The 25809-nt window shown below is 66.9% G+C and carries 29 protein-coding genes and 2 tRNA genes; 11 read left to right on the top strand and 20 right to left on the bottom strand.

Features of this window, described 5'->3' with window-relative positions:
* Positions 1-12: 12 nt before the first annotated feature.
* From BM140_RS25800 to BM140_RS08525, 3 genes are all read left to right on the top strand, one after another.
* Entirely contained in the window at positions 13-186 is a 174-nt protein-coding gene (locus BM140_RS25800; RefSeq protein WP_165616423.1) for a hypothetical protein, read from the top strand.
* A gap of 129 nt (positions 187-315) precedes the next feature.
* On the top strand, positions 316-987 hold the full coding sequence (locus BM140_RS08530; protein WP_091944086.1) for a ribonuclease H family protein: 672 nt from the start codon (positions 316-318) through the stop codon (positions 985-987).
* Between the two features lie 500 nt (positions 988-1487).
* Positions 1488-1892, top strand: a complete 405-nt coding sequence (locus BM140_RS08525; RefSeq protein ID WP_165616422.1) for an Abi-alpha family protein — start codon at positions 1488-1490, stop codon at positions 1890-1892.
* A gap of 266 nt (positions 1893-2158) precedes the next feature.
* On the opposite strand, the gene BM140_RS08520 is transcribed toward BM140_RS08525, so the two are convergent.
* Positions 2159-2229, bottom strand: a tRNA-Ser gene (locus tag BM140_RS08520).
* A gap of 16 nt (positions 2230-2245) precedes the next feature.
* Between BM140_RS08520 and BM140_RS08515 the strand changes: the two genes are divergently transcribed.
* Complete coding sequence (locus tag BM140_RS08515; protein WP_244535352.1) at positions 2246-3649, top strand: tyrosine-type recombinase/integrase; 1404 nt, start codon at positions 2246-2248, stop codon at positions 3647-3649.
* Between the two features lies 1 nt (position 3650).
* Positions 3651-4010 (top strand): hypothetical protein, encoded by a 360-nt coding sequence (locus BM140_RS08510; protein ID WP_131803767.1) that lies wholly within the window; start codon positions 3651-3653, stop codon positions 4008-4010.
* A 4-nt stretch (positions 4011-4014) separates the two neighbouring features.
* On the opposite strand, the gene BM140_RS08505 is transcribed toward BM140_RS08510, so the two are convergent.
* Entirely contained in the window at positions 4015-4542 is a 528-nt protein-coding gene (locus BM140_RS08505) for a hypothetical protein (RefSeq protein ID WP_091944076.1), read from the bottom strand.
* 99 nt (positions 4543-4641) lie between these two features.
* On the bottom strand, positions 4642-4959 hold the full coding sequence (locus tag BM140_RS08500; protein ID WP_244535351.1) for a hypothetical protein: 318 nt from the start codon (positions 4957-4959) through the stop codon (positions 4642-4644).
* A 63-nt stretch (positions 4960-5022) separates the two neighbouring features.
* Here BM140_RS08500 and BM140_RS08495 point away from each other — a divergent pair, with 63 nt between their 5' ends.
* The 3 genes from BM140_RS08495 to darG all read left to right on the top strand — a co-directional run bounded on the left by BM140_RS08495 (position 5023) and on the right by darG (position 7612).
* Positions 5023-5271, top strand: a complete 249-nt coding sequence (locus BM140_RS08495) for a transcriptional regulator (protein WP_425287050.1) — start codon at positions 5023-5025, stop codon at positions 5269-5271.
* 620 nt (positions 5272-5891) lie between these two features.
* Positions 5892-6536, top strand: coding sequence for a type II toxin-antitoxin system toxin DNA ADP-ribosyl transferase DarT (gene darT / locus BM140_RS08485; protein ID WP_091944070.1), 645 nt, complete (start codon positions 5892-5894; stop codon positions 6534-6536).
* Positions 6533-7612, top strand: coding sequence for a type II toxin-antitoxin system antitoxin DNA ADP-ribosyl glycohydrolase DarG (gene darG / locus BM140_RS08480; protein WP_091944067.1), 1080 nt, complete (start codon positions 6533-6535; stop codon positions 7610-7612). The genes darT and darG overlap by 4 nt, the downstream gene beginning before the upstream one ends.
* Here the strand turns inward: darG and BM140_RS26080 are convergent.
* The 5 genes from BM140_RS26080 to BM140_RS08460 all read right to left on the bottom strand — a co-directional run bounded on the left by BM140_RS26080 (position 7609) and on the right by BM140_RS08460 (position 10657).
* Complete coding sequence (locus BM140_RS26080) at positions 7609-7782, bottom strand: hypothetical protein (protein ID WP_207549444.1); 174 nt, start codon at positions 7780-7782, stop codon at positions 7609-7611. The genes darG and BM140_RS26080 overlap by 4 nt on opposite strands.
* Before the next feature lie 170 nt (positions 7783-7952).
* On the bottom strand, positions 7953-8597 hold the full coding sequence (locus tag BM140_RS08475) for an SOS response-associated peptidase (RefSeq protein ID WP_091944064.1): 645 nt from the start codon (positions 8595-8597) through the stop codon (positions 7953-7955).
* A gap of 22 nt (positions 8598-8619) precedes the next feature.
* Positions 8620-9951: a Y-family DNA polymerase gene (locus tag BM140_RS08470; protein ID WP_091944061.1), complete on the bottom strand. Its 1332-nt coding sequence runs from the start codon at positions 9949-9951 to the stop codon at positions 8620-8622.
* Positions 9948-10412, bottom strand: coding sequence for a LexA family protein (locus BM140_RS08465; protein WP_091944058.1), 465 nt, complete (start codon positions 10410-10412; stop codon positions 9948-9950). The genes BM140_RS08470 and BM140_RS08465 overlap by 4 nt, the downstream gene beginning before the upstream one ends.
* The gene (locus tag BM140_RS08460; protein WP_244535350.1) at positions 10409-10657 is read right to left on the bottom strand and encodes a hypothetical protein; all 249 of its coding nucleotides are present in this window, start codon (positions 10655-10657) and stop codon (positions 10409-10411) included. The genes BM140_RS08465 and BM140_RS08460 overlap by 4 nt, the downstream gene beginning before the upstream one ends.
* Positions 10658-10779: 122 nt before the next feature.
* Between BM140_RS08460 and BM140_RS08455 the strand changes: the two genes are divergently transcribed.
* Positions 10780-11040 carry a DUF6894 family protein gene (locus BM140_RS08455; protein WP_091944053.1) on the top strand — a complete coding sequence of 87 codons (261 nt, stop codon included), beginning with the start codon at positions 10780-10782 and terminating at the stop codon, positions 11038-11040.
* A 37-nt stretch (positions 11041-11077) separates the two neighbouring features.
* Here BM140_RS08455 and BM140_RS08450 read toward each other — a convergent pair whose 3' ends face one another.
* The 5 genes from BM140_RS08450 to BM140_RS08430 form a co-directional block, all read right to left on the bottom strand.
* Positions 11078-11935 (bottom strand): Brp/Blh family beta-carotene 15,15'-dioxygenase, encoded by an 858-nt coding sequence (locus BM140_RS08450; RefSeq protein WP_244535349.1) that lies wholly within the window; start codon positions 11933-11935, stop codon positions 11078-11080.
* A gap of 92 nt (positions 11936-12027) precedes the next feature.
* Positions 12028-12780, bottom strand: coding sequence for a bacteriorhodopsin (locus BM140_RS08445; RefSeq protein ID WP_091944047.1), 753 nt, complete (start codon positions 12778-12780; stop codon positions 12028-12030).
* A 287-nt stretch (positions 12781-13067) separates the two neighbouring features.
* The gene (locus BM140_RS08440) at positions 13068-15137 is read right to left on the bottom strand and encodes a hypothetical protein (protein ID WP_091944042.1); all 2070 of its coding nucleotides are present in this window, start codon (positions 15135-15137) and stop codon (positions 13068-13070) included.
* A gap of 1 nt (position 15138) precedes the next feature.
* The gene (locus tag BM140_RS08435; protein WP_091944037.1) at positions 15139-16602 is read right to left on the bottom strand and encodes a hypothetical protein; all 1464 of its coding nucleotides are present in this window, start codon (positions 16600-16602) and stop codon (positions 15139-15141) included.
* Positions 16603-16611: 9 nt separating this feature from the next.
* The gene (locus BM140_RS08430) at positions 16612-17598 is read right to left on the bottom strand and encodes a hypothetical protein (RefSeq protein WP_091944034.1); all 987 of its coding nucleotides are present in this window, start codon (positions 17596-17598) and stop codon (positions 16612-16614) included.
* A gap of 1111 nt (positions 17599-18709) precedes the next feature.
* Here BM140_RS08430 and BM140_RS08420 point away from each other — a divergent pair.
* Complete coding sequence (locus tag BM140_RS08420) at positions 18710-19030, top strand: helix-turn-helix domain-containing protein (protein WP_091944027.1); 321 nt, start codon at positions 18710-18712, stop codon at positions 19028-19030.
* 30 nt (positions 19031-19060) lie between these two features.
* On the opposite strand, the gene BM140_RS08415 is transcribed toward BM140_RS08420, so the two are convergent.
* From BM140_RS08415 to BM140_RS08395, 6 genes are all read right to left on the bottom strand, one after another.
* Entirely contained in the window at positions 19061-19624 is a 564-nt protein-coding gene (locus BM140_RS08415; RefSeq protein ID WP_091944025.1) for a recombinase family protein, read from the bottom strand.
* 146 nt (positions 19625-19770) lie between these two features.
* Positions 19771-20640, bottom strand: a complete 870-nt coding sequence (locus tag BM140_RS25355; protein ID WP_131803766.1) for an HGGxSTG domain-containing protein — start codon at positions 20638-20640, stop codon at positions 19771-19773.
* 216 nt (positions 20641-20856) lie between these two features.
* The gene (locus BM140_RS08405; RefSeq protein ID WP_091944021.1) at positions 20857-23514 is read right to left on the bottom strand and encodes a DUF3987 domain-containing protein; all 2658 of its coding nucleotides are present in this window, start codon (positions 23512-23514) and stop codon (positions 20857-20859) included.
* Between the two features lie 105 nt (positions 23515-23619).
* Positions 23620-23796: a helix-turn-helix domain-containing protein gene (locus BM140_RS08400; protein ID WP_165616421.1), complete on the bottom strand. Its 177-nt coding sequence runs from the start codon at positions 23794-23796 to the stop codon at positions 23620-23622.
* A 132-nt stretch (positions 23797-23928) separates the two neighbouring features.
* The gene (locus tag BM140_RS25350; protein ID WP_131803764.1) at positions 23929-24354 is read right to left on the bottom strand and encodes a hypothetical protein; all 426 of its coding nucleotides are present in this window, start codon (positions 24352-24354) and stop codon (positions 23929-23931) included.
* 49 nt (positions 24355-24403) lie between these two features.
* A tRNA-Glu gene (locus tag BM140_RS08395) sits at positions 24404-24479 on the bottom strand.
* A gap of 169 nt (positions 24480-24648) precedes the next feature.
* On the opposite strand from BM140_RS08395, the gene panE reads away from it, so the two are divergent.
* Entirely contained in the window at positions 24649-25581 is a 933-nt protein-coding gene (gene panE, locus BM140_RS08390) for a 2-dehydropantoate 2-reductase (protein ID WP_091944016.1), read from the top strand.
* A gap of 43 nt (positions 25582-25624) precedes the next feature.
* On the opposite strand, the gene BM140_RS08385 is transcribed toward panE, so the two are convergent.
* Positions 25625-25807 (bottom strand): hypothetical protein, encoded by a 183-nt coding sequence (locus tag BM140_RS08385; protein WP_091944478.1) that lies wholly within the window; start codon positions 25805-25807, stop codon positions 25625-25627.
* Positions 25808-25809 lie beyond the last annotated feature (2 nt).

Here is a 25809-nt window from a genome sequence, read left to right as displayed (position 1 = left end):
GAACTGGCCTGGGTGGCGATGCAGGCGCCACCGGTCTATGGCCTCAAGACAATGCATCCCCGTGTCAGGGTCTGGACGCGGGAAGCCGCGCATGAACAGCCGCGTCCGGACAGCGTCGAACTGCGCCAGCGTGAGGTGCAGGCGGCGCGCGACTTTATCCGGCGGGATGTCGCCCGGGTCGACTGAGAACCGCACAGCGGGCGCGCGTGGCACGCTACGTGACACGGCGCCCTCCCTCGATCTCTTTGCTAGCGAGCGCCGCCCGCAGGATCTCTTCGATCTCACTGGCCATGCTCGCCTCCTTCGGCGCGGGCGATGAGGGCGGTCACCCTCGCCATCCGCGCCGTCGAGCGCGAGCACGATCCAGGCCGGCGCCTCCTGCTTGCCGCCGCCGCAGCGCTCCCCTTCGTCCCGCGACCTGCACTTGCCGCCGAAGCCCACCCCGACGCCGTACTTCTCGCCCTCAAGGAGCGGTGGATCCTGACGGACGCCGGCTTCATGCGGGCCAACGACGCCGCTGCGGAGTTGGTCGATGTCAGCATACCCGAGGTGCCGAGCGCGCTGTTCTTCCGCGAAGAGGACTACGACCTCGGCCTTCATCTCTATGCGACCCAACGGGCCGACGGCAGGCTTTGGTACGTGGTGGGGGCGACCAACCGGGCAGGTCGCAGCGCCGATGAGCTGCGCGGCCCTCAGATGCGGGTGCGAACCGTGCTGGTCGAGGCCCTCACCCGCGTCGCCAAGGACTCGGGCGACAGGCAGGTGCGGGCGACCGAAGGCGTGCGGGAGGAGACCGCCGCACTCCTATGGGAGCCGGCGACGCGTAAGCAGGACACCTTGAGGGGCGACGTCCGGGACACCACCAACATCCGAATGGAGCTTACGGCAGCCCTGGAGGGCGTGCTGCGTGTGAAGGCTGGGGCCAACGTCACGATGGTCGGCAGCAAGTACGTGGTCCAGGGCATGACCGAGTGGGTCGCGAAGTAGCAGGCGAACGGCTGGCGCAATTCGAGCAAGAAACGCGTCGAGCACAAGGAGATTTGGGAGGCGCTCATCGCGGCGGTGAGGAAGCACCGAACAGTCACTTGGAAATCGACATGAGCCGCGAGCATCACAACGCCGCTACCGAATTTTGTCGTGCCGACTACTCGCAGACCCCTATGAGCACCCTAATATATCGAAAAATTCCTTATAGCTGGATAACGAAGTATGGCGTTCGACGAAGAGTCAAAAGCAGCGTAAGAGATGGCAAATACCGCTCGTCAAGCGATGCAAAACGCTGAGAAAACGGGAGGTTTTTTGCAAAATTTATAGACGGACCGATGGGCCAAATGTCAGGTGCATTGGAAGACTGCCTACGATATTGGCGATGGGAGCACCAAGTCCGCCTGACAGTTAGGGCAGATGCTTTTTTGAAGGAGATGGGAGTTGAGTACCCAACGCGGCGTCTTCCTCCCAATATCGCGCTACCGTAGATCGAAGCGGCGGTGCTAGAGGAAGACGACGAACTCCAAGATATATGGGCAAGATTGCTCGCAAATGCCGCCAACAAGGATAGCGGCGTAGAGGTTCGCCAATTACTAATCAACGTCCTAAAGGATATGGGTAATATTGATGCTGCAATACTGAACAAGATCGCCAGCGCAACGAAAGATTTTATTCACGCCGAGAAGTACGTCAAAACTCAGAAGATTCCTGACGAGTATGTTCGTTTGCCAAACGATGCCATGGGCGCGGAACCGCCAGAGCATGTGCAAGTGGCTGTATGGAATCTGTCCCGATTGGGATGCGTCGAACTTGTCTCTGGATTTGGAGGGACATTTGTGAACGCAGCGGCACCCACGGCGCTCGGAAAGCTTCTAGTTAGGGCCTGCATCGTCAGGAGGAATTGAGGGCACGGCACCGCGTCGGCCATCACTGCCGCTCACGACCTGCTGAGCTTCGTGAGGGGGGACGTGCCGGATGCGCCCTAGTAACACTTTGACTCGAAGGACACCGAACCCAAGCCGGCGAGGTAGATAGGCGGCTTCACCGACTGGCAGGGAGCAAATCCACTCGTGGGGCTGGGGTCCATCACCGCATATGACTGGGGTTCACGCGCCAGATTGCCGCTCTCTAACTCGTTGCAATCATTATGCAATCGAGTGGCATGGCAAGCTGGCGCGCCCTACGGGAATCGAACCCGTGTTTTCGCCGTGAAAGGGCGACATCATTGACAGCCTCAAACGCGTTCGAACAGGAGTGAATGCCATATAACACAGTAACTTGTCTTATTCCGTTCCGTTGCGTCAAAATCGATTCGATGGCATTCAAGGCAACGATTTCGACAACGAATTGGGAGGGGCTTTTGGGCCGTCGAGCGAGCGCCTTCAAGAGCCGGGCGAGCCGCGAGAAGCTCCCGGCATCCGACGCGCCGGAGTGGGAGCTGCTGAGCCCAGGTGTCCGGCTCGGCTACCGGGCCGGACGCGGCACGAGAGGGCAGGGCGGCGCATGGCTGGCCGCTTCCCGCACGCCCGCCGGCAAGCGGGTGCAGATCCGGCTCGGCCGCGCCGATGACGTCTCGCCAGCGGATGGCGAATCGATCCTCACGCACGAGCAAGCCAAGGACGCGGCGCGGGCGTGGGTGAAGTCGCTGCGCTCGGCGCCGGACGCACAGCCTGCCCTGACCGTCGGCGACGCGCTGGAACGCTACCTCGAAGCCCGCGAGGCCGAGGGGATGAAGTCGGGTTATGACGCCCGCTCGCGGGCTCGGGCCCACATCCTGCCAAAGCTTGGATCCCTGCGCGTCGCCGACCTGACCCTCGACAAGCTCCGGCGCTGGCGCGACGCGATGGTGACGGCACCCAAGTTGGTGCGCACGTCCCGTTTGGCGACGAAGCGGAACACCCGCGCTGTCGATGTGACGGACCCGGAGGCGCTGCGCCGTCGGCGCGACACGGCCAACCGGACGCTGACGCTGCTGAAGGCGGCGCTGAATTGGGCCTACCAGCACCAGCTCGTTGAGAGCGATAGCGCGTGGCGCCTGCTCAAGCCGTTCCGGGACACAGGCGCGGCCCGCGTCCGGTTCCTCGACGCCGCGGAGCAACAGCGCCTGCTCAACGCCTCGGAGGGCGCCCTGCGCGATCTGGTCGCCGCGGCGCTGATGACCGGCGCTCGATTCGGCGAGCTGTCCCGCCTCACGGTGCGCGACTTCGACCGGACCAACGGCACCGTGTTCGTGGAGCGCAGCAAGAACGGCAAGGCCCGCCACGTCCCGCTGACCGCCGGCAGCGCGGCCCTTTTCGATCGCCTCTCCGCCGGCCGCGCACCGCGGGAGCCGCTGCTGCGGCGTGACGACGGCGACCCGTGGAAACCTGCGCAGTACCAGCGCGGGTTCAAGGCGGCGCTGGAGCGGGCGAAGCTCGAGAGCATCAGCCTGCACGAGCTTCGCCACTCCTACGCCAGCGCCATGGTGCGCAACGGCGCGCCGCTGATCGTCGTCGCCGAGGCGCTCGGCCACTCCGGCACCCGCATGGCGGAGAAGCACTATGCGCATCTCGCGCCGAGCTTCGTCGCCGACACGATCCGCCGCACGGCGCCCGATCTCGAGGTCGGGCCTTCGGCTGTCGTGCCGCTCGCCCGGTCGGCGGCTGCGCGCGTGGGGGCCTAGCATGGGCCGATGTCTCGCGATTCTGTCTCTGTGCGGCTGCCTCGCCGCGGCGCCCTGCAGAGCCGAGGGCCTGAATGCTGGCGGCTTCGGCCTGATGTCCTGCGCCGACGCCACTCCGGTGTTCGATCAACGCGACTACCGAACGGCCTTCATGACCTGGACGCTCGGTTTCGCCACCGGCATCAACAACGTGCTCATCGTGCGGGACCGGCAGTTCCGCGACCTCTCCGGCCTCAACGCCGATCTGGTGGTGGGCTCGTTGCGGGCGTTCTGCACCCAACACCCCACGGCGCTGTTGGTCCAGGGTGCCGAGCGCTTCTATGCAGGCCTGCCCCTTCGTACTTGGACGGCGCCGCGCTGACGCCTCACAGCAGCGTGGAGAATCCCGTCAGGAAGGCGCTGCCGGCTACGAGGATGAGAGCCGCCAGCGCCTCGCCCGCCACAGCTCGGTTGCCGCCCACCGCGGCAGGCGCCGGGCGCGGGTCGACCGCGGGGGCGAGCATCCGGCCGGACGGCAGCGCGACGGCGCGCCGCTCGATCGGCTCGACGCCGAGGAACTTCGACAGGTCGGCCTCACGAGCCCGCGCGACGGCCCATGCGTCGCCGTAGTCGCCAGCGTACGGCGCTTCCTCCGCGAGCCACCATCGAAGGTGCTGGATCAGGCAGAATGCCCCGGCGCGCGTGGCGCAGGCTGTGCCGAGCATCTCCATCAGCGCGGCGTGGGTCTCATCGTCGGCCCGCCCACTGCCAACGCCCGGCCGCGCGACCTGGAAGACGGCCCACGCCTCGCTGTGGCGCTCGATCGCCGCAAGGACGGGATCGGCGTGGAACGGCACGCGGTCGCCGCCGGCGGGGCTGCTGCTGAAGTCGGGCAGGGTCAGGGCGTGCGTCATCGCTCGGGCTCCGGTGCGGGCTCGTTGCGGCGGGTCAAGATGTGAAGGGGGTGGGGTCCGTTTCGGCGCCGCTCGGCAGCCGGCGGGGCCGGGGCTAGATCAGTGCGCGATGCGGGAGCGGAGGGACTTGGCGAGCTGCCACGCGGCCTTGAGGCTGATGGACATCGCGGTCGCCCAGGTCGAGCCGTAGGAGAGCTGATGCGCCTTCGCGGCGGCAGCGGCAGCGGTCATGATGCCGGCGCGGTCGAAAGCGCCGGTCGGGGTGACGAGCGAGGCGCGGCCGACGCGCACCGCGGCTTCGATGCGAGCGCGGGCGCCGAGGAAGCCCGCCGGGTTCGGCTGGCGATCGTTGCGTATGTCGCGGAGGGCGGAGGACCAGGAGAGGGTGCGGCGGGCGGATATCGATTGATAGCTCACTGACCGTGTGATATTAGAAATATCACCGCAGCAGCGCTTGTCAATCAGCTATCAGGTGATATTTTGAAGATCACTAGCGGCCAGCTACGTGCGGCCCGCGCGTTCCTGCGCTGGACGGCACAGGATGTCGCCGACGCCGCACGCCTGGGCGTGGCAACGGTCCGGAGGGCCGAGCTGCAGGATGGTCCTTTGAGCGTCACCGAAGCCAACGCCGAGGCCATACGGCGAGCGCTTGAAGCCGCCGGGCTGGAGTTCATCCCTGAGAACGGCGGCGGTCCGGGTGTGCGCCTACGTGATCGAACCGAAGGCTGAGAGGCGACCATGAGCCGAGCGAAGGGGCGTCGTCGCCTCACATGCCACCATGAAGCCGGCCACGCCTTGGTGCGCTGGTACTTCGGGCACGTGACTGATCGTGTTGTCGTGCTGAACGTGGAAGAAGTCTGCGGCTCGGCATCATCTCGCGCGGGCTCTCACGAAAACAGGCCACCGGTTACTGAGGCTGCGAGTTCCTGAGCACGTCCGACGACTGACGCTGGCAGGGCATCGTGCCGGGTCCGGTGCGAGGGACGAACCGCTGGGATCGAAAGGCCATAGACCGGGCGCTCGACCGGCTTTCCGGGCTTCTGTCGAGAGGCGAGGACGAGGCTGCCCTCGAAGCGCGACGGTCAGAAGCAGAGGGCAGAATCGACCTTGATGGACCCAGCTACGCCACGTTGCAGGCGATGAGAGAGACGGCTGGCGCCCCGCTCATCGCGGAGAGCGGCAGGGGCTCAGGGTAGGGCTTTGCAGGCTGGCCTCACCTCGGTCGGGAAAGATGGTAAATCGCTAACCGCTGGGCAGTATGATCCCAGCTGATGCTCAGGCCCTCTCCGAACGTTGGATGGACCGCCTCGAGCTGAAGCTGCGGGATAGGAGGCTGGCGGGCTTCTGCGATGACGGGGTTTCTGAACCAGGAGAAGGGCTACATCTTCCGCATCGTGCATCGGGAGAATCTGCGTACTGTGCTTTCCCGCGGCCTTTTCGCACGCAACGCTAGCGGATCTGACCCAGCCTACGTAAATATCGGCAATCTCGACCTTATTGGCCGCCGTGGTAGCCGGGATGTTCCCCTGAATCCGGGAGGGGTGCTAAACGATTACGTTCCGTTCTATTTCACGCCGTACTCACCTATGGCACTTAATATCAAGACTGGCTGGAACGGGATCACTAAACGCGCGAACGATGACATTCTTATATTTGTGTCAAGTATATATCATGTTGCCAACCAAGGATTGGATTTCGTTTTTACTGACCGACATGCATACTTAACGACCGCAAAATTTTATCGAGACGCTACACGATTGAACAAGATTGATTGGGAAATTTTAAGATCGAAAAACTTCAAGAAGGATCCTCGCGATCCAGAACGAGTTGAGCGCTATCAAGCTGAAGCGTTGATCCACCGGCATGTGCCCCTCACCGGCCTGCTAGGGGTTGCGGTTCACAGCGACGGGATTAAGGCGGACGTGCAAAAAGATGTGGACAAATCGGGAACACCGTTGAAGGTGCGCACCTTACCGAGTTGGTATTTCTCATGATCACCTTCACACAGGGCGACCTTCTCGACGCTCCTGCGGAGGCGTTGGTTAACACGGTGAACACCGTGGGCGTGATGGGCAAGGGCATCGCGCTGATGTTCAAGGAGCACTTCCCGGAGAACTTCCGGGCATATGCGGCTGCCTGCAAGGCGGGCGAGGTTCAGACCGGCCGCATGTTCGTTACCGAGCGCGGGCATCTAACCGGCCCGCGCTGGATCATCAATTTCCCGACCAAGGCTAACTGGCGCTTCCCGTCCAAGATGATTTGGATCGAGGAGGGCTTGGCTGACTTGCGCAGAGTGATCGAAGCACATGGCATTCGATCTATCGCGGTCCCTCCGCTTGGAAGCGGAAATGGTGGCTTAAACTGGGAAGATGTACGACCCCGCATTGAGGCTGCTCTTGGAAACCTGCCCGACGTGGAGGTAATCGTTTACGAGCCAACGACTGCGTATCAAAATGTTTCGAAGAGAAGCGGGAAAAAGTCTTTGACTCCGGCGCGTGCTCTAGTTGTAGAGCTTGTGCGCCGTTACGCAGTGCTTGGCTTCGAGTGCTCTTTGCTCGAAGTGCAAAAGCTTGCTTACTTGTTAGAGTCCGAGATTGAGATGGCTTCCATCTCGAATCCATTGAAGCTTGCCTTCAAGGCGCATAGGTACGGCCCCTACGCAGATCGCCTCAGACATTTGCTAGACGGCATAGACGGCACTTATCTGCACTGTGAGAAACGGTTGGCCGATGCAGGTCCGTTGGATATTGTTCGCTTTGAAGATAGCCAGCGAGATCGAGTGGCCACCTATCTCAAGTCAGAAGGAAAAGATTATATAGATGTTCTTGAGGCAACGGCCAGCTTGATAGATGGCTTTGAATCTCCTTACGGAATGGAATTGCTCGCTACGGTGCATTGGCTCATGCACAGAGGGGGATTTAGGCCTGAAGTTGAGGCGATTATGCACGGTATTAAAACTTGGCCGGGAGGATCTGGGTCTGCTGCGCGCAAGGCGCGGATATTTGACGAGCGCGTGGTAAGACTAGCGGTAGAGCGTCTATCCAGCCACAAAGAGCCTCGGGCAAGTTAGAGCCGTCTGCGGTTCGGTAGCCAATAGCGGTCGAGCTTTCCATACCTGACTCTTGCCACGTTCAGCACAGCCGCGACCCTCTCCACCACACGATCGACAGCGGCGATCAGCACCGCGTCGCGGTGGTGGACGTAGCGGCTGGTGACGGTGCTGCCGGCATGGCCGAGCATTGCGCCGATCGTCGAGTCGTTGAGGCCGAGGTCTCCGACGACCGACGCGAAGGAGAGGCGCAGGGCGCGAGTTGTAGCCCTCGAATGAATAGTGCGACCGGGAGCGGCTCGGCAGAGCGCTCACCCTTACGGTCTGGAAGGTCCGGCAGCTGCGGGCAGCTGCCGGACCTTCAGCTGTCGTGCTTCGCTCCGCGCCCTACCACCATCAGCGATTCGTCCGGTAGCGGACGCTGCAGTGCCTTCGCCTCCGACCACGGCGCGCGCAGCCACGCGTCGCGCTCATCCTGCGTCGTCAGGATCACAGGCATCGCCTTCGGATGCACCGCGCCCACCTCGGCGTTCGGCGGGCAGGTCAGGAAGGCATAGAGGTCGTCCGTTGTCTCGCCATCCTTGAGCTTGCGCACCGAGGTCCAGGCCTCGGTCCTGATCCCGGCGAAGCAGGCGAGCGGACGATCCGCTCCGAGCGCGAACCAGATGTCGCCGCCGGCCGCCTTGTTGAACTCGCTGAACGATGACAGCGGCACGAGGCAGCGGTGCTCCGGCCCGAGCCAGCGACGCCAGTGCGGCGAGCCGGTGTTGCGCACGTTGGTGATGCCCGGATCGACGCGCTTGCCCTCCAGCGCGAAGGCCGGCGAGGGCATGCCCCAGCGGTACATCGACAGCACGCGCTGTCCGTCCGCGACTTGGACGATCGGCGCGGCGGTGTTCGGGAAGATGCCAGGCAGCGGCGGCAGGTTGCCGGTGCGGTCGGCGTCGATCCGGAAGGCGCGCCGGATCTCGTCCTGGCTCTTCGTCAGGCTGTAGAGGTTGCACATGGCACGAGCATAGACGAAGCCGTCACGCGTGCGCGACCGGCAGTTCCTCCACCTGCGTCGTGTAGCGGGGCGTGCGCATCTCGAACTTCGTCGCCCAGCCGCGCCGCTGCCGTTCCAGCCCGGCCCTCGCGGGCACCACGGCGCCCCGGCCCCAGCGCGCGTTGCAGGCGTCGAGCGCACTCATCAGGCTCGCCGAACGCTCGCGGTCGAGCTGCCCGATCAAGGCCCGCTGCGAGCCCGCCAGCGGCACGAGATCGGTCGTGACGATGCCAGCCTTCGAGTAGCGCCAGGGCGGGGTGCCCTGCTCGCGCCATGTGCGCGCCACACCGTGCAGCGCCGCCGGGATCAGCGCCAGCGTGTCGTTGGTCGCCTCCGTTAGCGTCACCACCGTCGAGATTGAGCGCATCGGCTCGCCGCGGTCGTGCTCGCTCGTGTGGTAGAAGACGGTGACGTGGGAGGTCGCCAGCCCCTCCCGCCGAAGCTTCTCGCCGAGACGTGTCGCATGGGCGGCGACCGCCTGCTCCAGTTCGGCCCGCTCCGTCACCCGGCCGGAGAACGAGCGGGTCACCGCGCAGCCCTTGCGGCGCGCCGGCACGAGGTCGAGCCCGAGGCAGGACACGCCGCGCAACTCGTGGATCATCCGCTCGCCCACCACGGTGAGCGCTTTTCGCACTGGCCGGGGATCGATGTCGCGCAGGTCCGCCACCGTGTCGACGCCGAGCGCCTCGAGCTTCGCCAGCGAGGCCCGGCCGACGCCCCACAGCTCGCCGACATGGATGCGGCAGAGCCAGTGATCATAGGCCGCCGGATCGGTCAGGTCGCACACGCCGTCGAGTTCGGGCACGGTCTTGGCGATGTGGTTGGCGAGCTTGGCGAGCGTCTTGGTCGGCCCCAGCCCGACACAGGTCGGGATGCCGGTCCAGGCCCGAACCGTCGCGCGGATGTCGCGGGCGAGCGCGACACGGTCGCGCCGGGTGAAGGCGGTGAGATCGAGGAAGCTCTCGTCGATCGAGTAGACCTCGACCTCGGGCGTGGCGTCGCGGTAGATCGCGTTGATGCGCGCACTCATATCCCCATAGAGGGTGTAGTTCGACGAGAACACGCGCACGCCTTGGCGCTGGCACATCTCGCGGATCATGAAGTAGGGCGCACCCATCTTGATCCCGAGCGCCTTGGCTTCGGCCGTGCGGGCGATGGCGCATCCATCGTTGTTGCTCAGCACGATCACCGGCACGCGGGCGAGCTTGGGATCGAACACCCGCTCGCACGAGCAGTAGAACGAGTTGCCGTCGATGAGGGCGATGGCGCGCCCGCCGCCGATCCGGTCGCGCAGCCGTGCCGCGGGCCCGCTCACCGGGGCAGCCCAGCCTTGGCCAAATGCCAACGGATGGTGAAGCGCACCACGCCCCAGATCGCGGCCTCGGCGAGTTCCTGCAGCGCGTAGACGGGCAGATCGGCGTTGTCGAAGGCGAGGCGCGTGCGGTTGCCCTCGACCACCATGCGCTTGATCGACATCTCACCATCGACGGCCGCCACGACGATGCTGCCGTGGCCCGGCGCGAGGCTGCGATCGACGCAGGCAAGATCACCGTCGTGGATGCCGGCATCGCGCATGCTGAAGCCGGCGATGCGCCAGAGGAAGGTGGCGGGCGGGTTCGGCACGAGCCAGCGCGGCAGCTCGATCGCCTGCTCCTGGAAATCGTCGGCCGGGGACGGGAAGCCGGCGCAAAGTGCTTGGCCCATCACGGGCACGCGCACCGTGCCGGTTCCATCGGCGGGCAGTTCTTCGACGCGAAAAAGGCCCGCGGCGCTCATGGTGCGCCAATCCGACCGCGCACGAAGCCATGAGAGACTGCGCGCCGGGTCGCCGCTGCGCGCTCTTCAGTGGCGTCGAGGTCGGCCAGGGCATCGCTGATCGCCGCGACGAGTGCGGCCTGATCGTCCCCGCGGTGTGCGGTTCGATAGGCCTGCGCGAGAGCTTCGGCCTCGGCGCGCCGCGCATCTTGGCCGGTCGTCAGATCGTCGCGCAGCATCGTCCTGCGCCCGCTGATCGCGTGCATCGAGCCTCCGAATCTTGTAGAACGTAACAGGAACAAACCCGATGCACGGACCCGGTTCAACGGCGATCGGAGCCGGGCCGAAATGGTGTGGGGAGCGCTGTGAACCCGGAGCGAAAAGCGCAGTGACGGTCCAGCGTTACCACTTCCATTGCGTCGGCTGTGGTGGCGATGCCGTCTTCGACCTGACCGGCCGGTGGGTTCCGCGACTGCAGGCGCTCGGCCCGCAAGCTGATCGCGTCGCGCGGACGCTCATGGATGGGGCGCCGGACACCGATTGGTCGGGTTGGCTGGTCGATGTCCACGATGCGCGGGGCCGGCGGGCGCTGACGCGTCCGTTCATTGAAGTGCGCTTCGACAGCACGAGTACGCAAAGGGGCCGATGATGGGAGCCGTCCGCCGCGTCGGCGCATAACTACAGGTTCAGGATGGAGATGGTCCCTGCCAGCATGATGCTACGCGGTCGAGCAGTACGTGCGGCAGCGTCAGCGCGGACAGAATCTGCAGGGTCAGCGCCAGGAGGGTTGCCGTCGGGTCGGGCGAGCCCGGTGCGTAGAGCGGCCACAATCCGGCGCCGAGCCCGAGGGTTAGGGCGAAGATCGGCAGCGCGGCGCGGACGGCCCGGCCCATCGTGTCGATGGTGGGTGCCCGCACGGGATCGCGCACCAGGGCGCGCATGTGGCGGGGGCCGTGCAGGCCGACGAAGTACAGGGCGAAGGCGGTGAGCGGCGGCAGCAGCCAGAAGGCGGCGGCAAGGCCCGCGCATTCGGCCAGCAGCGCGCGGCGCGGCCGGTAAATGGTGAGCCAGAGGGTGGCCAGAGCGAGCCAGAGCCAAGCCGCGGCGCTCCACCACGCGGGTAGCTGTGGCATCGGCACGCGTGCGACGAGCGCGAAGATTTCGGCGGTCTCCTCGGGCCGCAGCAGTGCCGGGAGCGCGATCGGCAGACCGCCGCGCACGAGCGCCTCGACGGGCCGGCCCGGCCCCGCGTCCTCCTCGCCGAAATGCAGGACCGACAGCGCCAGGAAGCCGGCCAATGTGGCCAGTGGCGCGACTTGCCATGCGATGAGCACCAGCGCCGACAGGCCGAGATACGGCAGGGCGAAGACGCCGAACCACAGACGGCCGAAGCGCGGGCGCAGCAGGGGCACGGCCACCGCTCCGTCGAGCGCCCCGTGGGGGACGCCGAGCACGATCACAGCCCCCAGCGCAGTGAGCCAGGACGCGTCCCGCGGCAGGAGAGCCGAGGCAATCAGGCCGAGCCCAACGAGGGCGGCGACCACGATCCTGGCCGAGTCCGGGAGCCGTGCCCCTGCTGCCGGGAGGGCGCGGCTCGCCCCGAGGGGCGGAGCAAGGGGGCGAGCCGCGCCGGCCATCAGGCCGCCCGGCGCAGCGGCGTTGCGGAAGAGCGGGTCTCGGCCAGATCGCGATCAACGGCGCGGGTCGTCTGGATCGTCGCCATCAGGCCGTAGGCCACCTTGGCGGTGAGATCGAGCATAGCGACGATCGCCAGGGCCAGGGCCGGCGAGAGGATTCCGAGGCCGTCCTGCCCAACGAGTAGCACCACCGGATAGGCACACCAGACCACGGTGAGGAACACGGCGTTGCGCAGGAAGGCCGCGCGCACGTCGGCGCGCTCCGCCGCGTTCTCCTCGCGCAACTGCACGAAGATGCCGTAAAACACCGCCCCGAACGCGCCGCAGGAGATGGCGAACCAGGTCCACTTCACCCAGGCGACCTGCGAAAGGCCGAAGGCCAGAGCGGTCACGATCATGATCAGGTCGGAGCCGATCAAACCCCACACCACCGCCGGGCGGCGCAGGCCCGAATGCATCGCGGTGCGCGAGAGGCCGACGAGCAGCAGGGGGGTGGTGAAGGTCCAGTCGATGTAACGGGCGAAGTAGAACTGGCGCGCGGCCTCCATCGCATCGGGCCCGGCCGGTAGGGTGAGGCTGCCCTGCCCCGTCGCCATGGCGAAGTAGGAGCAGGCGGCGATGATCGGCACGATCCCGTGGATGATCGTGTCCGCCTCCTCGGCATGGGTCCGCCGTTTACCTAGGACCAGGATGGCGGCGGCACCCACGGCCATGCCGGCGAAGCCCAGCCAGAGCCAGAACTGAGGCGTCATCGATTTCTCGTCGTTTTGGGATGAAAGGCGCGCAGTGAACGTAGCGGCGCATCGGGCAATCTCGGCCGGGAAGGGATGTTTCTAGGACTGTGTTCACAGTCGCGTGAGAACGACGCCCTGAGCGGGCAGGACTTCGGGCCTGAGGAGCCAACTCGTCTGGAGCATTATCCCAAGGCCTGTAGCCTAATGGCCCCGGCATCGCCGCCGCGCCCATGGGGCAGGCGGCCTCAAGAGAGATGCCCGCAGCCAGCAGATCGTTGCCGGCGCGCCGAGTTCGGCGCGTCGCACTACCTCGAAGCCGCAACGTCGGCGCCGCGCGACTGCAGCGCCTGACGCAGAGCCGCGTCTGCAAAGGGCGTCGCGGCGCCCCGCTGCAGGATGGCCCCGATCTGCTCGACGCTGTTCGGCGCCGTCAGCAGCTCACCGAGCGTGTGGTTGTTCCGGCCGAGCCACGCCCGCCGCGCCGTGTCGCCGGCCTGCGTCAGCAACGAGGCGCCGCCCGTGCGTAGCGCCGTCGTGGCCTGGGCGGTCAACGGCATCTCGCCCACCGCCTCGCGAATCTGCTGATTCAGATCGGTCGGGCTGCCCTGCGGCTTGCGGGTGCCCGTGGCGCGGAACACGTCGAGCACGTCGGCCACAGCCGTTCGGGCCGCTGGCCGCTCGATCGCCTCCAGGACTGCATCGAGGTTGCGCGCTTGCTGCTCCGTCCCGGCGATGTCCTTGGCGAAGCGCGCCCCGCCGCCTTGGGCCTCGCCGCCCACGAGCCGCGTCGCGCTGGCATCGAACTGATCGGCCAGCCGCTGCCGGATCAACTCGTTCGTCAGGTCGGGATCGCGGGCCCGCAGCCGCGCCACCGCGTCGGCAAGTTCGGTCTCGCCGCCGACGTGCGGGCGCGACGGCAGGACGGCCTGCGTTGCCGCTGCCGTGTCGCCGGCCTGGGCGAGCTGTCCCAGCGGCCCCTGCTCCAGGGGCTCAAGGTTCTGCCGCCGCGCCTGCGCCTGGGCGGTGAGGGCGTCGTCGTAGGCCTGGGAGCCGCCGCGCGCCGGATCGCGGGCGATGGCGCGCGCCTCGGCAGCGCCCCCGGCGTAGAGGCCGGCGGCTTCCGAGCTGAACCCCGGATTCGCCCGGTTGCCGAGGGCGACGCCGCGGTCGCGCATCCCCTTCGTCACCGCGTCGATGACTGCGATCGAGCTGTCGGGCAGATCGCGGTAGGTCGGGCCGAGCACCGGGTCGGCGCGCAACTGGCGCAGGACTTCCCGGAATGCTGGTTGGGCCATCAACTCGAAGTCGGCCGGGTCCATCCTGTGCGCGCCGGCCGCCGCGTAGTCGGCGCGGGTCGTCCGGTTGATGCTCTGGCGCAGATCCTCGATGGCTGCTTCGGCGGCTCGGGCCGCCCGGGGGCCGAGCGTCGAGGGCGCCGCGCTCTGCGCTGCGATGGCGTCGAGGGCCTGTTCCGCGGCGCTGCGCATCTGCTGCGGCCGCTCGGCGTAGACCCGCGAGAGGATTGCGCCGCCGTCGAGCGAGCCTTCCACGGCCCGCTGCAGGTCGCCCAGCTTGGTGGCGTTGCCCGTGGCGCCCTGGATCGCCTCGGCGCCGGTGAGCGGCACGCCGACGCGCTGCGCCGTCTCGCCGAGCGTGCGGGCCGCCGCAAGGTCGACTTCGGTCGTACCGCGCGTCGCGGCGATGACAGCGCGCGCCGGCGCGTCGGCCCTGGCCGCGGTGGCAGCCGTGCCGAGGTTGCCGGCTACACCGCCGGCCAGCCGCGCGAACGGCTCGGCCGCGCTGCCCTTCGTGGCTTGGCCCGCCGTCTCGGACAGAACGGCCGGGATGACGGTCTCAGCGGCGCGCCGCGCCACACCACCGGGTCCGATCAGCGCGCCGGGGGCGAACTCTCCGACCGTCTGCGCGTACTGGCCCGGCACGGTCTTCGGTTCGTACAGCGGGCCGGTGACGGTCTCGACGCCGCGGCGGATGGCGCCGGAACCGGGCAGCCCGCCGCCCGAGCCGATGCCGAGATACATCCGATCAAACTCCTCTCGATCCGGCGTTCCGGCCCGGGGGCCGAGCCCGGTCGCATCCATGACCATGTGACCGACGGCGAGCATCCCGCGGTCGATCAGGCTGCCGCCCATCTCCTGCACGTCGCCCGGCAAGCCGGCGAGGCCGATCGCGCCCTTCGCCACGCCCGTGGGCAAGGCCTTGGCGACATCAGCGGCCACACTCGGCTTCGCCGCGGGCACCGGCGGGGGCGGGGCCGACGCGGCTGCGGTCGTGCGGAACGCGGCCCATTCGTCGGCCTGCTGCGCGGGCGGTGCGCTGGCCGGAGCAACGCGAAATTCGGCCCAAGCGTCGGCCATGTCAGGGCACCCTTCCCACCGTACCGTCGGGCAGGCGAATCGGCGTGCCCGACGGCAGACGCCGCGCTTCCTCCGGCGTCGACACCGCAACCGGCTCGGCCGTCCCTCCCCCCGGCGCAGGGGAGGGTGCGGGCTGTGCGGTCGGCCCGTCGCCCGAACCGAACCGCGCGAAGGGCGACTGCAGCGCCGCGATGCGGCGCTCGGCCTCGAACTTGTCGAGCGTCCCGGCCTGCGCCTGCCGCGCGAGGTCCGCGGCCTGAGCCTGCTGCCCCGCGGCGGCGCGCAGCGTGTCGATGATGATCCGATTGCCGCCGGGCGTGTTGCGCAGCGACGGCAGGCTGCGAAGGAAGTTCTGCAACTCGCGGTCGGACTGCGCGCCAGAGCCGGGCGTGCGCAGGCCCGGGGCGAGGCGCTGAACGATCGCCTCGACGGCCTGGATCTGATCGAGCTTGCCGCCCGTCAGGGCCGCGGCGACGTCGGTCAGGCCGAGGTCGCTGGCATAGCCCGCAAGCTGTGCCTTGCGCTCGGCCAGCGCGCCGGTCGGAACGGCGGCGAGCAAGGTTTCGAGGCGGTCGAGATTGCCGGACATCGCCGCAGCGCCGCTGCCGACCTTCACGATCTCGGCGTGGCGCTTGGCGAGTTCCTGTTCCGTGGTGTTGCGGTACGGGTCGGCGGTGACACCACGGCCCTCCGCGGCAATGGCCGCGTCGTATTCGGCGGCGCGCAGATCGCCCGGCGGCAGCGCGGCGCGCTCGGCCTGGAGGCGGGCGAGGTTGGTCGGCGCGGCCTGCGGCGCCATCGGCTCCTGCCCGACGGCGTCGGCGCGGAAGGCCACGCGAGGGCCGTTGGGCGTGACGACGTTCTCGACGGGCGTTCCGCCCAGCGCGTAGGCCCGCTGTTCGGCCTGCGGCAGCCCGGCGATGATCGAGGCCTTGAGCTGGTCGTCGGACATCGGCTTGGGGGCGCCGTCGAGGGTGCGGCCGTCCGGCAGGAAGGCCCGATCACCCTGGTTCAGGGAGACGATGCCGGTCTGGCGCTCGGGCACGCCGAAGGCCGATGCGATCGAGCCCGGCACGATGCGGGTCTGGCCCGTGCCGAGCGGCGCCAGCATGGCGCGCGTCAGCTCGCCGTCCTGCTGCATCCGCGTCTGCTGCAGCGCGCGGGTGTTGTCGGCGGCGTTGTTGAAGACCGACGTGCGGTTGTTGCGGTCGACGGCCTCCAGGCTCTGGCTCGGGTTGAAGGCGCCGGCGATCCCGGCCTTGTTGGCGAGGACGGTCCCGTTGACGTTCGGATCGCCCGCCATCGCGTAGAGGTCGGCGATCTGCGCCACACGCTGGTTGGTCTCGCGGATCTTCGACCCCGCCAGCAGCTCCTGCGCCGACGGCGGGGCGAAGGCCTGGGCGAGGTTGCTGAAGCCCTCGCGGAGCTGCGTCGGGTCGATCAGGGCCGTGCGAGTGCGGGGCATGGGCGGTTCCTATCCGGCCTGCTGAGCGAAGTAGCGACGCGCCGACAGCTCGGCGGTCTGGTACGTGCGCATGTGAGCCACGTTGGCGATGACGTTGGCGTGCAGGCTCGCCTCGGCGCAGATGCCGGCGATCCACTCGGGCTCGGCCTGGGCGCGGACGGTGGTATCCGTCTCCAGGGCGTCGAGGATGTGATGTGCGCGAGCGCGCAACATCTCGAATTCGGCCGCGGGCAGGATGTCCGGGACGAAGACGCGGCCGATGGCGCCGCGCGCGCCGAGCATCGCAATCCCGATTCTCACCCGGCTTTCGATCGACAGCTGGTAGCCCGCGGCGAGGCCCTCGGAGAGCAGGCGCAGGGCGGTGGCGTAGGGCGTGGCCGGGTCGTCGAGATTGTCGGCGGCACGGAAATAGTCCTCGGCGCGCTTCCACAGGGCAGCGGCCTCTTGCGACCCGCGCGCCTTCTGCCGCTCGACGGCTGCCGGCGTCTCCTGCCGGAAGGGGAGGACGGCGGCCTGGGGGCCGGCATGGTGGCCCTGGTCCGAGAGCGGGGGCAGTTCAACGTCCGCGTCGAATTGCTCCTCGTCGATGGCGAGTTGTGCCCCATAGACGACGTGTCGGAGACGCCTGAGTGTCCGAATGAACGCGCGTTCGCGCGCCTGCTGACCGTCTCGTTCTTCTTCGGGCAGAGCGAGGATATCGACGAGGCCGCCCAAGGCGCGCAGACCCAACTCAAGCACGGTCGCATCGCAGCCGGCGAGCTGCATCGAGCGTCCGATCTGAAACGCCTGCAGCGTCAAGGAGCGCAGCAGGCGGCGATCCTGTTCGCTGAGTTGGTATGAGCGCCCAGGCTTGAAGTAGAGGAGCAGCTCGTCGATGGCGCTGATGAGGTCGAAGGTGAACTGTCGAGGCTCATTCGCCGCGGTGGCCCTTTCGAGAAACCCCATCAGAGACGGGATGAGGTAGACGAAGATCGGCGGGTCTATCGTTTTGGACATGCTCAAGTCTCGCGCGCGGCGCCCGCGTGAGTATATGGCGGAATTGCACTCGCATCAACTGCACCAAAGCAATAAAAATGCGATGCGGTCTTGTGCATGTTGTCGGACAACCTGTCCGATTTGTTCGCGTATGGCAGGTTTTCATCGGACAAGTTGTCCGTTTCGATTTTCAGGCAGAATTTTTGTACGCGCACCGGCCGCGGGTTTCGGCAGTGCGATCGGGGTATACCCGGGGCCTGGGCACCCCACCCTGGCGAGCAGTTGATGCGAATGGCCATCGAGCTGCGGCGTCTGATTTGTCTGATTTCCGTCTGATATTTTCAAGCAAAACAGACGGAATGTCCTGTATTTTGGACGGAAATTTATTTTATTTGCCCGGTTGACAGCCTTGCAAGGCGCAATCATTTTCTAGGCGCAGGCTTGAAAGCCCGCCTGACAGCCGTTCCTATAGTGTCCGGTGAGACTATAGCTTTGGACGATCGTCCAGGGTCTCTACGTGCATGTCCAAGGCAATGCCTAAAGACGTAGAGGGCCGACTGTCGCGGCGCTTTCAGCCCTGGACTTTACCTTCCCGCCTGAAACGCGGGGCGACAGGAGTACTTCCCATGAACGCTATCGTTCCAGCATCTCGGCGCGCCAAATCCGGGCGGCAGCCGCCAAGCATGGCCGCGGGGCTCAGACTATTTAACTCGGAACTAAACGGGGCCGACGGCGAAACTCTGTCAGGCGTCAGCGTAAAGTCCGAGGGCGAAGATCCAAGCACTACGTGCTTTTCTTTTTTCGCCTCCGAAATGACGGCGCAGCAAGCTCTACGTTTATTAGCGTGTTGGCAGCAGATCATCCGAGAAAAGTGAAATCGACCTTATTAAGCGGGGCGTCCCACTTGGGGCGCCCTTGAACGACAAGGCTGGCCGATGTCTTTCCCTCACCTAGAGCGGCACAGGAACGGAAAGTATTACATCCACTGGACCGTTGGGCGCCGCAGCATGCGCCAATCGACCAGGACGGACGAGCAGCGGGCCGCGCTGATCGCCTTGGCGCGGTGGATTCTTGGCCGATACGGGGAGAGCGACATCGTGGAAGCCCCTCGCCCTCGCCGGAGACGTGGCCTATGACGACGAAGCTCCTCACCGAGGCCGAGGTCGCCGAGCGCCTCAACTGTTCGGTCGCCAGGATCCGCAAGCTACGCGCGGCGGGTCGGTTGGCCTTCCTGCCCGGTCGGCCCGTGCTGATCACGGAAGCCGACTTCGAGGCGTTCGTTGTGACGGAGCGGCAGCACGCTAACTCACTGACCGGCCGGCGCCGCAAGCGCGCCAAGAAATTCCTTCCGCCGGAGCCCCCGCCGCCGAAAGGCGGGATGACACCGGAACAGCATGGGCGTTGGATCTGGCTCAAGATGCAGATGCTGCGCGAGGAAAAGACCAAGCGCTGACGGGTCGGCTACAAGGGGCGGCGCGACGCGTCAGGTGCGCACTGGCATCGCCGGATTGAGCACGCGATGGACGGACCCCTTGCCGATCCCAAGCTTCGTCGCGATGGCGCCCATGCTGAGCCCCTCCGCGGCGAGCGCCCTGATCTCTTCCGATCGAGCCCGGACGGTGGGCTTGCGGCCCTTGTAGGCGCCTTCCGCCTTGGCCTTGGCGATGCCCTCGCGCTGCCGCTCCAGCATCATCTCCCGCTCGAACTGCGCCACGCCGCCGAGCACGTTGAGCATCAGCTTGCCGGTGGGCGTCGCGGTGTCCACGCCCAGGTTCAGGATGCGCAGGGTGACGCCCTTGGCCTCCAGCGTCCCGATGATCTGGCCCAGGTGGACGACGCTGCGGGCCAGCCGGTCCAGCTTCGTGACCACGAGCGCGTCACCTTCGCGGGCGAACTCCAGGGCGGCCTCAAGCTGCTTGCGAGGGGCCACGGACGAGACCTGCTCCCGGAACAGTTTCTCGCATCCATGTGCCGTCAGCTCGCGAAGCTGCGCCTCGAAGCCAGCTTCCTGCTCAAGGGTCGAGGTGCGCGCGTAACCAATGAGCATGGGGGCGTTCCGGACAGAGCGTTCCGTTAGGTTCTTAGACATAGAACCAGCTTCCGTTCCAAATTGCAATACCATTCATGCGGAACCGCCTCGATTGGTCGATGGAACGTTCCGTTAGAGCAGGCCCTAGCGGAACGCCCAGCCGGTCAATCGAACACGCTCGGCCTGCCCAACGGCTGGTCTTGCTGTTCGAGTTCGGCGATCTTCGCCCGGATCGTGCGCGCCGCGGCCTCAAGCTCGGCCCGGCTCATCTGGTCCGGCGACTTCTCCTCATCCTGGTCAGCGACACCGATCCCAGACAGCTTCACGAGTTCCCGCGCTGCCAGGACACGCGCCCCGGCCGGAAAATCCTTGTCGCGGGCGATGAGCATCAGGGTCTCCAGGCCGATGCTGGCCCCTTCGTCATGAAGCCGCTTCGTGAGCTCCGCGCGGTCCTCGCTGTCGATGTTCGGCTTACCCATGTCCTCGTGCTCCATTTCACTGAGTGTGGTCGGCTCACAGGCCGATTCTGCGGATTGGGGGTGGGAAGGTCGGTTCTGCTGGTCCATGAGGTCGCGCAGCCATTCGGCCGCCGCCCGGTCGGTTCGCCGGCGCGCACGTTTGCTCTTGCTGCCCGCCTCGTGAGTGCGGCGCCATTCATCGAGCCGGGCTTGCTCCTCCGGGGTCAGCGCGTCCCGGCGCTCTTGCAGCTCGCGGCGGCGCTTCTGCTTGAAGCTGGCGCTGCGAGCCTTTCGCGGCGGCAGTCCGTCGGGGAAGCCCGGCGTGTGCCATCCCGCGGGACCGTCACCGCGCGGCGTCGCGCCGCCATGGAACAGGCAGCGCTTCCGGCCGGGCGCTGGAATGCGCTTGCAGGGCTGACCGGTCGTGCGCGCCTTGGCACCACAGCGGGGAATTAGGTGCATCCGAGCGTTCACGCGCCGGAGGGTATCGAGGGCGATCGCGCGGAACTCCGGCGACAGCTCCCACGCTCGGCGCGCAGGCGAATCCGGGCGGGCGGGTGGCGGCCGCTTCTTCATCGCACGGGTCCGTAATCTAAGCTGTTGAAGCGACCACAGGGGGTGGGCTCGCCCGGAACCGAGCGCCGACAATGCCGCTCGCGTGCGTGTGAGATAGTTCTACAAAAACAGGGGGTGTGGAATAGAAGGTAATTAATTGATTGAAAATGCAATCTGGATCTCGCGTACGCGAGCGGCATTGTCGGCAAACCGGCCCGAGGAGCCGGCAGAGGCGGTCTACCGGGCATCGCGAATGGCCTCCCGCGCCGACATTGCCGCTAGCATTCTCGCCCTTTCACGCTCTCGGCGTGCTTTTTCCCGTTCCGCACGTTCAGCGAAACGGCGATGAATTTCCGGGTTTACGGTCCAACTCGACGGCCCGTCGGCGCCGCGCTTTTCGACGGAAACCCATCCGGCGTTTTCCAAGCTACACATGGCCGCGAGCGTCAGGTGGCGGTTGCCCTGCAGCGACCGGCGCGTTTTCTCGATGTCCCGCGGCGTCACGGTCGCGTTGTCCGGCCGCGTCAGCAGCCATCCGGCCAGTTCCCGAGCCTCGCGCGTGTGGGCGGCTGGTTCGTAGAACTCGCCGTAGAAGCGCAGCGCGTGGCGCATAAGAAAGTCGACGAAGCGCGACACCTTCCGAGCTGTGGCCGCTGAAACCTCCGTGCGGGCGATCCAATCCGCCGATCCCCAGAACGACCAAACGTCCAGGCTGTGGAAGATCAGGGCGATGCGGAACAGCAGGCCCTCCCACTTCGAGATGTGCCCCTCCCAGGCCGCAGATGCACCCGGCAAGCTGCCCAAGGCGCGGACCCGCCGCCACGACTTCTGAAGGATCTCGTAGGCCTCGGACGACAGCCGCACAGTGCCGCCGGTGCATTCGTCGAGCGCGTACAGGCCCCGGATCGCCGCCTCGTAATCGGCGAGCGCAGCGGCGTCCGGCGGTACGTCCAGGCCGACACGGTCAGAGCCGTCATCGACGATGAAGATCAGGCGCTGCAGGAGGCCGTCGCTTCCGAGATTCCGCGTCAGCTCTCGGATCTTGTCCGGCTGGGTCGAGGCGATCAGGCCCATCAGGGCGCTCGGCGCCCGCACCGATCCGCTCACACGATCGACGTTGATCTCGCCCCCGTCGAGCATGCGCAGGACCGTTCCACGGTCGCCGTCGCCGCTGCGCTTGTAGGCACCGAAGCTGCCGAGGAAGGCCGCGAGCTCATCCGTCGACCGCAGGACGCCGCGCGGATTGTCGGCGTGGATGCGAACCTGCTTTTCGAGCGTCGCGTCGTCGACGATGATCTGGCGCATCGGGGGCATGGGCGTAGCTGCCGACGCCACCCGACCGCCGCGCCCAGGCTTGTTCGCCGTCTCCCACGCCCGGCGCAACTGGCTGCAGCGCGCGTGCTGCTCCCGGTCGATGGTGCGTAACGGCGCCAGCGCGGCGTTGATGGTGGGCGACTTCTTCCGGCCCGGCGAGCCGACCACGACAACGGCCAGGGCGCCGGGCGCATCCCAACTGTCATGGCGCTTCGGCCTGATCCTCAGGGCGTTCCCGATCACACCACCGACAGCCGCCAGGGTAGCCCCGAGGACGAAGCTTTCCGGCACGCCTTTGCGCTGCGCCTCGGTGGCGACGAACCTCTGCATGATGTCCGGCAGGCAGCCGGGCGGCGGTGCCGCGAGGTGTCCTGGATCGTCGTCGCCGAAAATGTCGGCGGGCTCGACGGTCGCGGCGCTCTCAGCCCCCACACCGGCTGGGGCCGTTTCGGTGATGCGCTCGAAATGGTCTTCGGGGTGCGCGGGCCGCACGCGCCGAAAGGCCTGCTCGACGGTGCGGGCCAGGTAGCGGGTGCCGTGATCCTCTGTTTTGTCCGGAGAGTAGGCGGCCACGATGTGGGCGACTTCGAGCGGATCGTCGATGCCGACTTCGATGCACGCCGCTGCCAGGGCGTAGTCGCGCGCCGAGCGGTCGGCCGTAGGCCCGTCGCCGCTCAGCGCCTTGTCGAACACCGGATTTACCGCTCGGGCGGCGCGGATGCGCTCCGCGAGTTCGGCATCGAGGAGATCCGGCGCGCCGAGCACGCCCGTCGCGGTGTAGGCGTCGAGGCTGCCCGTGGGTGCGGTATCGTCAGGCTCGGCCGCCGGCGGAAACCGCGCCTCCAAGTCTTCCAGGTTGTGCCAGCGGCGCGGCTCTACGAGTTGAGCCTTTGCGAGCTTCGCAGTCCGGCCGCGCCGGCGCTTCGCGGCGTTGGGCAGGTTGATGGTCCAGGGGGTGCGAAACAGGTGCTCGACGCTGAACGTCGTGTCGCCACCGTAGGCGCGAGCCATGGACCGCGACAGCGCTTTGATGCGAGCCTTGTTTTCCGCTGTTGCGGGCATCTTTTCCCGAAACAGCCAGATGCCCTGATAGCCGCCCCCGCTGTTGACCACGGCAGACGCGCCGCCGGCATCAGTAAGCCATTCTTCTGCGGTCGGACGCAGGCGCCTACGCTCCCGCTCGAAGCCGCCGGGCTGGCTCTCTGCAACTGGGTCCGGATCAATATCGACCACAATGCCGTGGAAGAACGCGATATCCTCTTCGCGCACGCGGCCGTTCACGCCCTTCTGCAGCTCGGCTGCGACTGGCTCGTTCAGGGTGAAGTAATTGTTTTCCCTCCCCTGGCAGAGCGCGATCCAATCCTGCATCGCCAGAGCATCCTGCTGCGCGACGAAGGTTGCTCCCCGGCATGGGCCGTCAGGGACGATGCTTGCGAGCGCGATAAGCCCGGTTGGGCGGAGGGCTCGAAGAAAGCGCTCTGCCTCAACCGGATCTGGCTCCAAAGGCGCCGCCTCGGCGGCGAGCGGCAGATCGACCGCTTGCCCGTCGGGCTCGCCGGCGTCATATTCGATGCGTAACATCTGAGAGATTCCGCTGGGCGCCCCTGGCAGGGCGCGTGGCAATGGAACGAGACGGAAACGGCGGTCGCTCTGGTGGGAGCGAACCGCCGTTTTCGCGTTCAGGGGCTAGGCCGCGGCCATCGGAACCCGGCGCGGGCAGCCCGCCAGGAAGGCGTCCGCATCCGCCCGCCTCACCATCGTGCGCCCGCCGATCTTAATCGGCGTGAGGGCGCCGGTATTGAAAAGCTTGTAGGCGCTGACCCGGGAAATTCGAAAATACTGCGCGAGCTCGTTCACCGTCATGACGGCCGACTCGGCAGGAAGGGCTTCACTCACACCTCTGGGCATCGGCGGCTCCAACTGGCTGGTAACAGTCGGAGATTTACAGCGCCGAATGGATCGCCGTCTGGTGACGAATTCAAGCTCTGGGATTCGTCACTCCGCTCGCTTGTCCATCATTCGGTAGTAGCGCTTTTTGACGGCACTTTCCGTGATGTTGAGATACTCGCCGATCAGAGAATCTTCACAAGCGACCTGATCCGTAACGTACTTCCAAAGCTCACGACCGCGCTTTCCAAGCTTTGCCTCGCCATGCGCCTTGTATTGCAGAATCCAATCGTCGAGGCCTGGCTTGGGTGTCGGGCCGGGGGGCTTCCTGGGAGGAACCTGAATGCCTAGCTCCGCGCACAACGCACGCACTGCGGGCCCCTTTTGGCGCAGATCCTTCAGAGCAGCAGCCTTGCTCCTCCTTGCTCGCTCGGCGCCCGCAGAAACCAAGCGTTCGAGGTCGTCCCAGGATTGGACAGCGGCGAGCGCGTCTTGCGGCACTGTCAGGGGAGGGGAGGAAGGTCGGTCGCTCATTGCGCCACTATCGCAGCAACGATTTCGACAACGAAACCGAAAAAGCGAGTGGCGCGCCCTACGGGAATCGAACCCGTGTTTTCGCCGTGAAAGGGCGACGTCCTGGACCGCTAGACGAAGGGCGCTGGCGCTGGGCCTGCGGCTCTATAATCGGGTTGGATCGCGACGGCAACGGCCGTGTTGCGGTCTTTCGGGCTCTGGATGCGAAAATGCGTGCGCCGACACCCTTGCGCGGGGCACGTCCGGCGCGCAGATGCCGCAGAACCCCGCGGGAGGCGGGGCGTGGGAGGAACGATGCGGATTCTCGTGGTCGGGGCCGGGGCGACCGGCGGCTATTTCGGGGCGCGGCTCGCCGAGATCGGGCGCGACGTGACCTTCCTAGTGCGTCCGGCGCGGGCCGAGAAACTCGCTGCGGAGGGCCTGCGGGTGAAAAGTCCGGTCGGCGACGTGCATATCGCCTCACCGAAAACCGTGACGGCGGACAAACTGAGCGAGCCGTTCGACCTCGTGATCCTCTCGGCCAAGGCCTACGACCTCGACGGCGCCGTGGCTGACCTGCGTCCGGCGGTGGGGCCGCAGACCGCCGTTCTGCCGATCCTCAACGGGATGCGCCATCTCGACGTGCTCGACGCCGCCTTCGGGCCGGAGCGGGTATTGGGCGGCACCTGCGCCATCGTGGCGACGCTGACCAAGGCGGGCGAGATCCGCCAGATGAGCGAATTGCACAGCCTCACCTACGGCGAGCGCGACGGCACCCGCTCGGAGCGCATCGCGGCCATCGAGGCGCAGATGGAGGGCGTGCGCTTCCAGGCCCGGTCCAGCGACAAGGTGGTGCTGGAGATGTGGGAGAAGTGGGTGTTTCTGGCGACGTTGGCCGGCGCGACCACGCTGATGCGCGCGAGCATCGGCGACATCGTCGCGGCGCCGGGCGGCCCGGCCTTCGTGGAGGGGCTGCTCGACGAGTGCCAGGCGGTGGCTGTCGCCAACGGCTACGGCTCGCGGGAGAAGGTGCTGGCGGGAGCGCGCAAGACCCTGACGGCGGAGAAGTCTCCGATGACTGCCTCGATGTTGCGCGACATCGAGGGCGGTGCGCGCATCGAGGCCGACCACATCGTCGGCGACCTGATCGCGCGCGGGCGGAAGGCCGGCATCGAGACGCCGATCCTCGCCCGCGTGCTGACCGGGCTGAAGGCCTACGAGAACCGCAAGGCTCGCGAGGCGGCCTGAACCCACCGCGAGGCGGTCTGATCCGCCCCGCGGCCGGGTCGCCTCAGTAGCGGCCCGGCGGAGGCGGGGGCGGGGGCGGGTTGCCGTATTCGAGCTGGGTCTTGGCGTCGGGGCGGCGCGCCGGGGGCGGGACCGGATCGTAGGCAGGCGCCGCCGGCGCCGTCGCGCAGGCGGCGGTGGTGACGGCGAGCAGGGCGGCGCCCGCGATGAGTTTCAGGGTCGACATGG

This window comes from Methylorubrum salsuginis (assembly GCF_900114375.1).
Classification (GTDB): Bacteria; Pseudomonadota; Alphaproteobacteria; order Rhizobiales; family Beijerinckiaceae; genus Methylobacterium; species Methylobacterium salsuginis.
This window is presented reverse-complemented; position numbering and strand designations above follow the sequence as displayed.

What these genes read in the sequence shown, in the direction of transcription:
- BM140_RS08530 (WP_091944086.1), top strand. Translation starts at nt 316, where the DNA reads ATGAGGGCGGTCACCCTCGCCATCCGCGCCGTCGAGCGCGAGCACGAT.
- BM140_RS08515 (WP_244535352.1), top strand. Translation starts at nt 2,246, where the DNA reads ATGCCATATAACACAGTAACTTGTCTTATTCCGTTCCGTTGCGTCAAA.
- BM140_RS08510 (WP_131803767.1), top strand. Translation starts at nt 3,651, where the DNA reads ATGGGCCGATGTCTCGCGATTCTGTCTCTGTGCGGCTGCCTCGCCGCG.
- BM140_RS08505 (WP_091944076.1), bottom strand. Translation starts at nt 4,542, where the DNA reads ATGACGCACGCCCTGACCCTGCCCGACTTCAGCAGCAGCCCCGCCGGC.
- darT (WP_091944070.1), top strand. Translation starts at nt 5,892, where the DNA reads ATGACGGGGTTTCTGAACCAGGAGAAGGGCTACATCTTCCGCATCGTG.
- darG (WP_091944067.1), top strand. Translation starts at nt 6,533, where the DNA reads ATGATCACCTTCACACAGGGCGACCTTCTCGACGCTCCTGCGGAGGCG.
- BM140_RS26080 (WP_207549444.1), bottom strand. Translation starts at nt 7,782, where the DNA reads ATGCTCGGCCATGCCGGCAGCACCGTCACCAGCCGCTACGTCCACCAC.
- BM140_RS08475 (WP_091944064.1), bottom strand. Translation starts at nt 8,597, where the DNA reads ATGTGCAACCTCTACAGCCTGACGAAGAGCCAGGACGAGATCCGGCGC.
- BM140_RS08465 (WP_091944058.1), bottom strand. Translation starts at nt 10,412, where the DNA reads ATGAGCGCCGCGGGCCTTTTTCGCGTCGAAGAACTGCCCGCCGATGGA.
- BM140_RS08460 (WP_244535350.1), bottom strand. Translation starts at nt 10,657, where the DNA reads ATGCACGCGATCAGCGGGCGCAGGACGATGCTGCGCGACGATCTGACG.
- BM140_RS08445 (WP_091944047.1), bottom strand. Translation starts at nt 12,780, where the DNA reads ATGACGCCTCAGTTCTGGCTCTGGCTGGGCTTCGCCGGCATGGCCGTG.
- BM140_RS08440 (WP_091944042.1), bottom strand. Translation starts at nt 15,137, where the DNA reads ATGGCCGACGCTTGGGCCGAATTTCGCGTTGCTCCGGCCAGCGCACCG.
- BM140_RS08435 (WP_091944037.1), bottom strand. Translation starts at nt 16,602, where the DNA reads ATGCCCCGCACTCGCACGGCCCTGATCGACCCGACGCAGCTCCGCGAG.
- BM140_RS08430 (WP_091944034.1), bottom strand. Translation starts at nt 17,598, where the DNA reads ATGTCCAAAACGATAGACCCGCCGATCTTCGTCTACCTCATCCCGTCT.
- BM140_RS08420 (WP_091944027.1), top strand. Translation starts at nt 18,710, where the DNA reads ATGACGACGAAGCTCCTCACCGAGGCCGAGGTCGCCGAGCGCCTCAAC.
- BM140_RS08415 (WP_091944025.1), bottom strand. Translation starts at nt 19,624, where the DNA reads ATGCTCATTGGTTACGCGCGCACCTCGACCCTTGAGCAGGAAGCTGGC.
- BM140_RS25355 (WP_131803766.1), bottom strand. Translation starts at nt 20,640, where the DNA reads ATGAAGAAGCGGCCGCCACCCGCCCGCCCGGATTCGCCTGCGCGCCGA.
- BM140_RS08405 (WP_091944021.1), bottom strand. Translation starts at nt 23,514, where the DNA reads ATGTTACGCATCGAATATGACGCCGGCGAGCCCGACGGGCAAGCGGTC.
- BM140_RS08400 (WP_165616421.1), bottom strand. Translation starts at nt 23,796, where the DNA reads ATGACGGTGAACGAGCTCGCGCAGTATTTTCGAATTTCCCGGGTCAGC.
- BM140_RS25350 (WP_131803764.1), bottom strand. Translation starts at nt 24,354, where the DNA reads ATGAGCGACCGACCTTCCTCCCCTCCCCTGACAGTGCCGCAAGACGCG.
- panE (WP_091944016.1), top strand. Translation starts at nt 24,649, where the DNA reads ATGCGGATTCTCGTGGTCGGGGCCGGGGCGACCGGCGGCTATTTCGGG.
- BM140_RS08385 (WP_091944478.1), bottom strand. Translation starts at nt 25,807, where the DNA reads ATGTCGACCCTGAAACTCATCGCGGGCGCCGCCCTGCTCGCCGTCACC.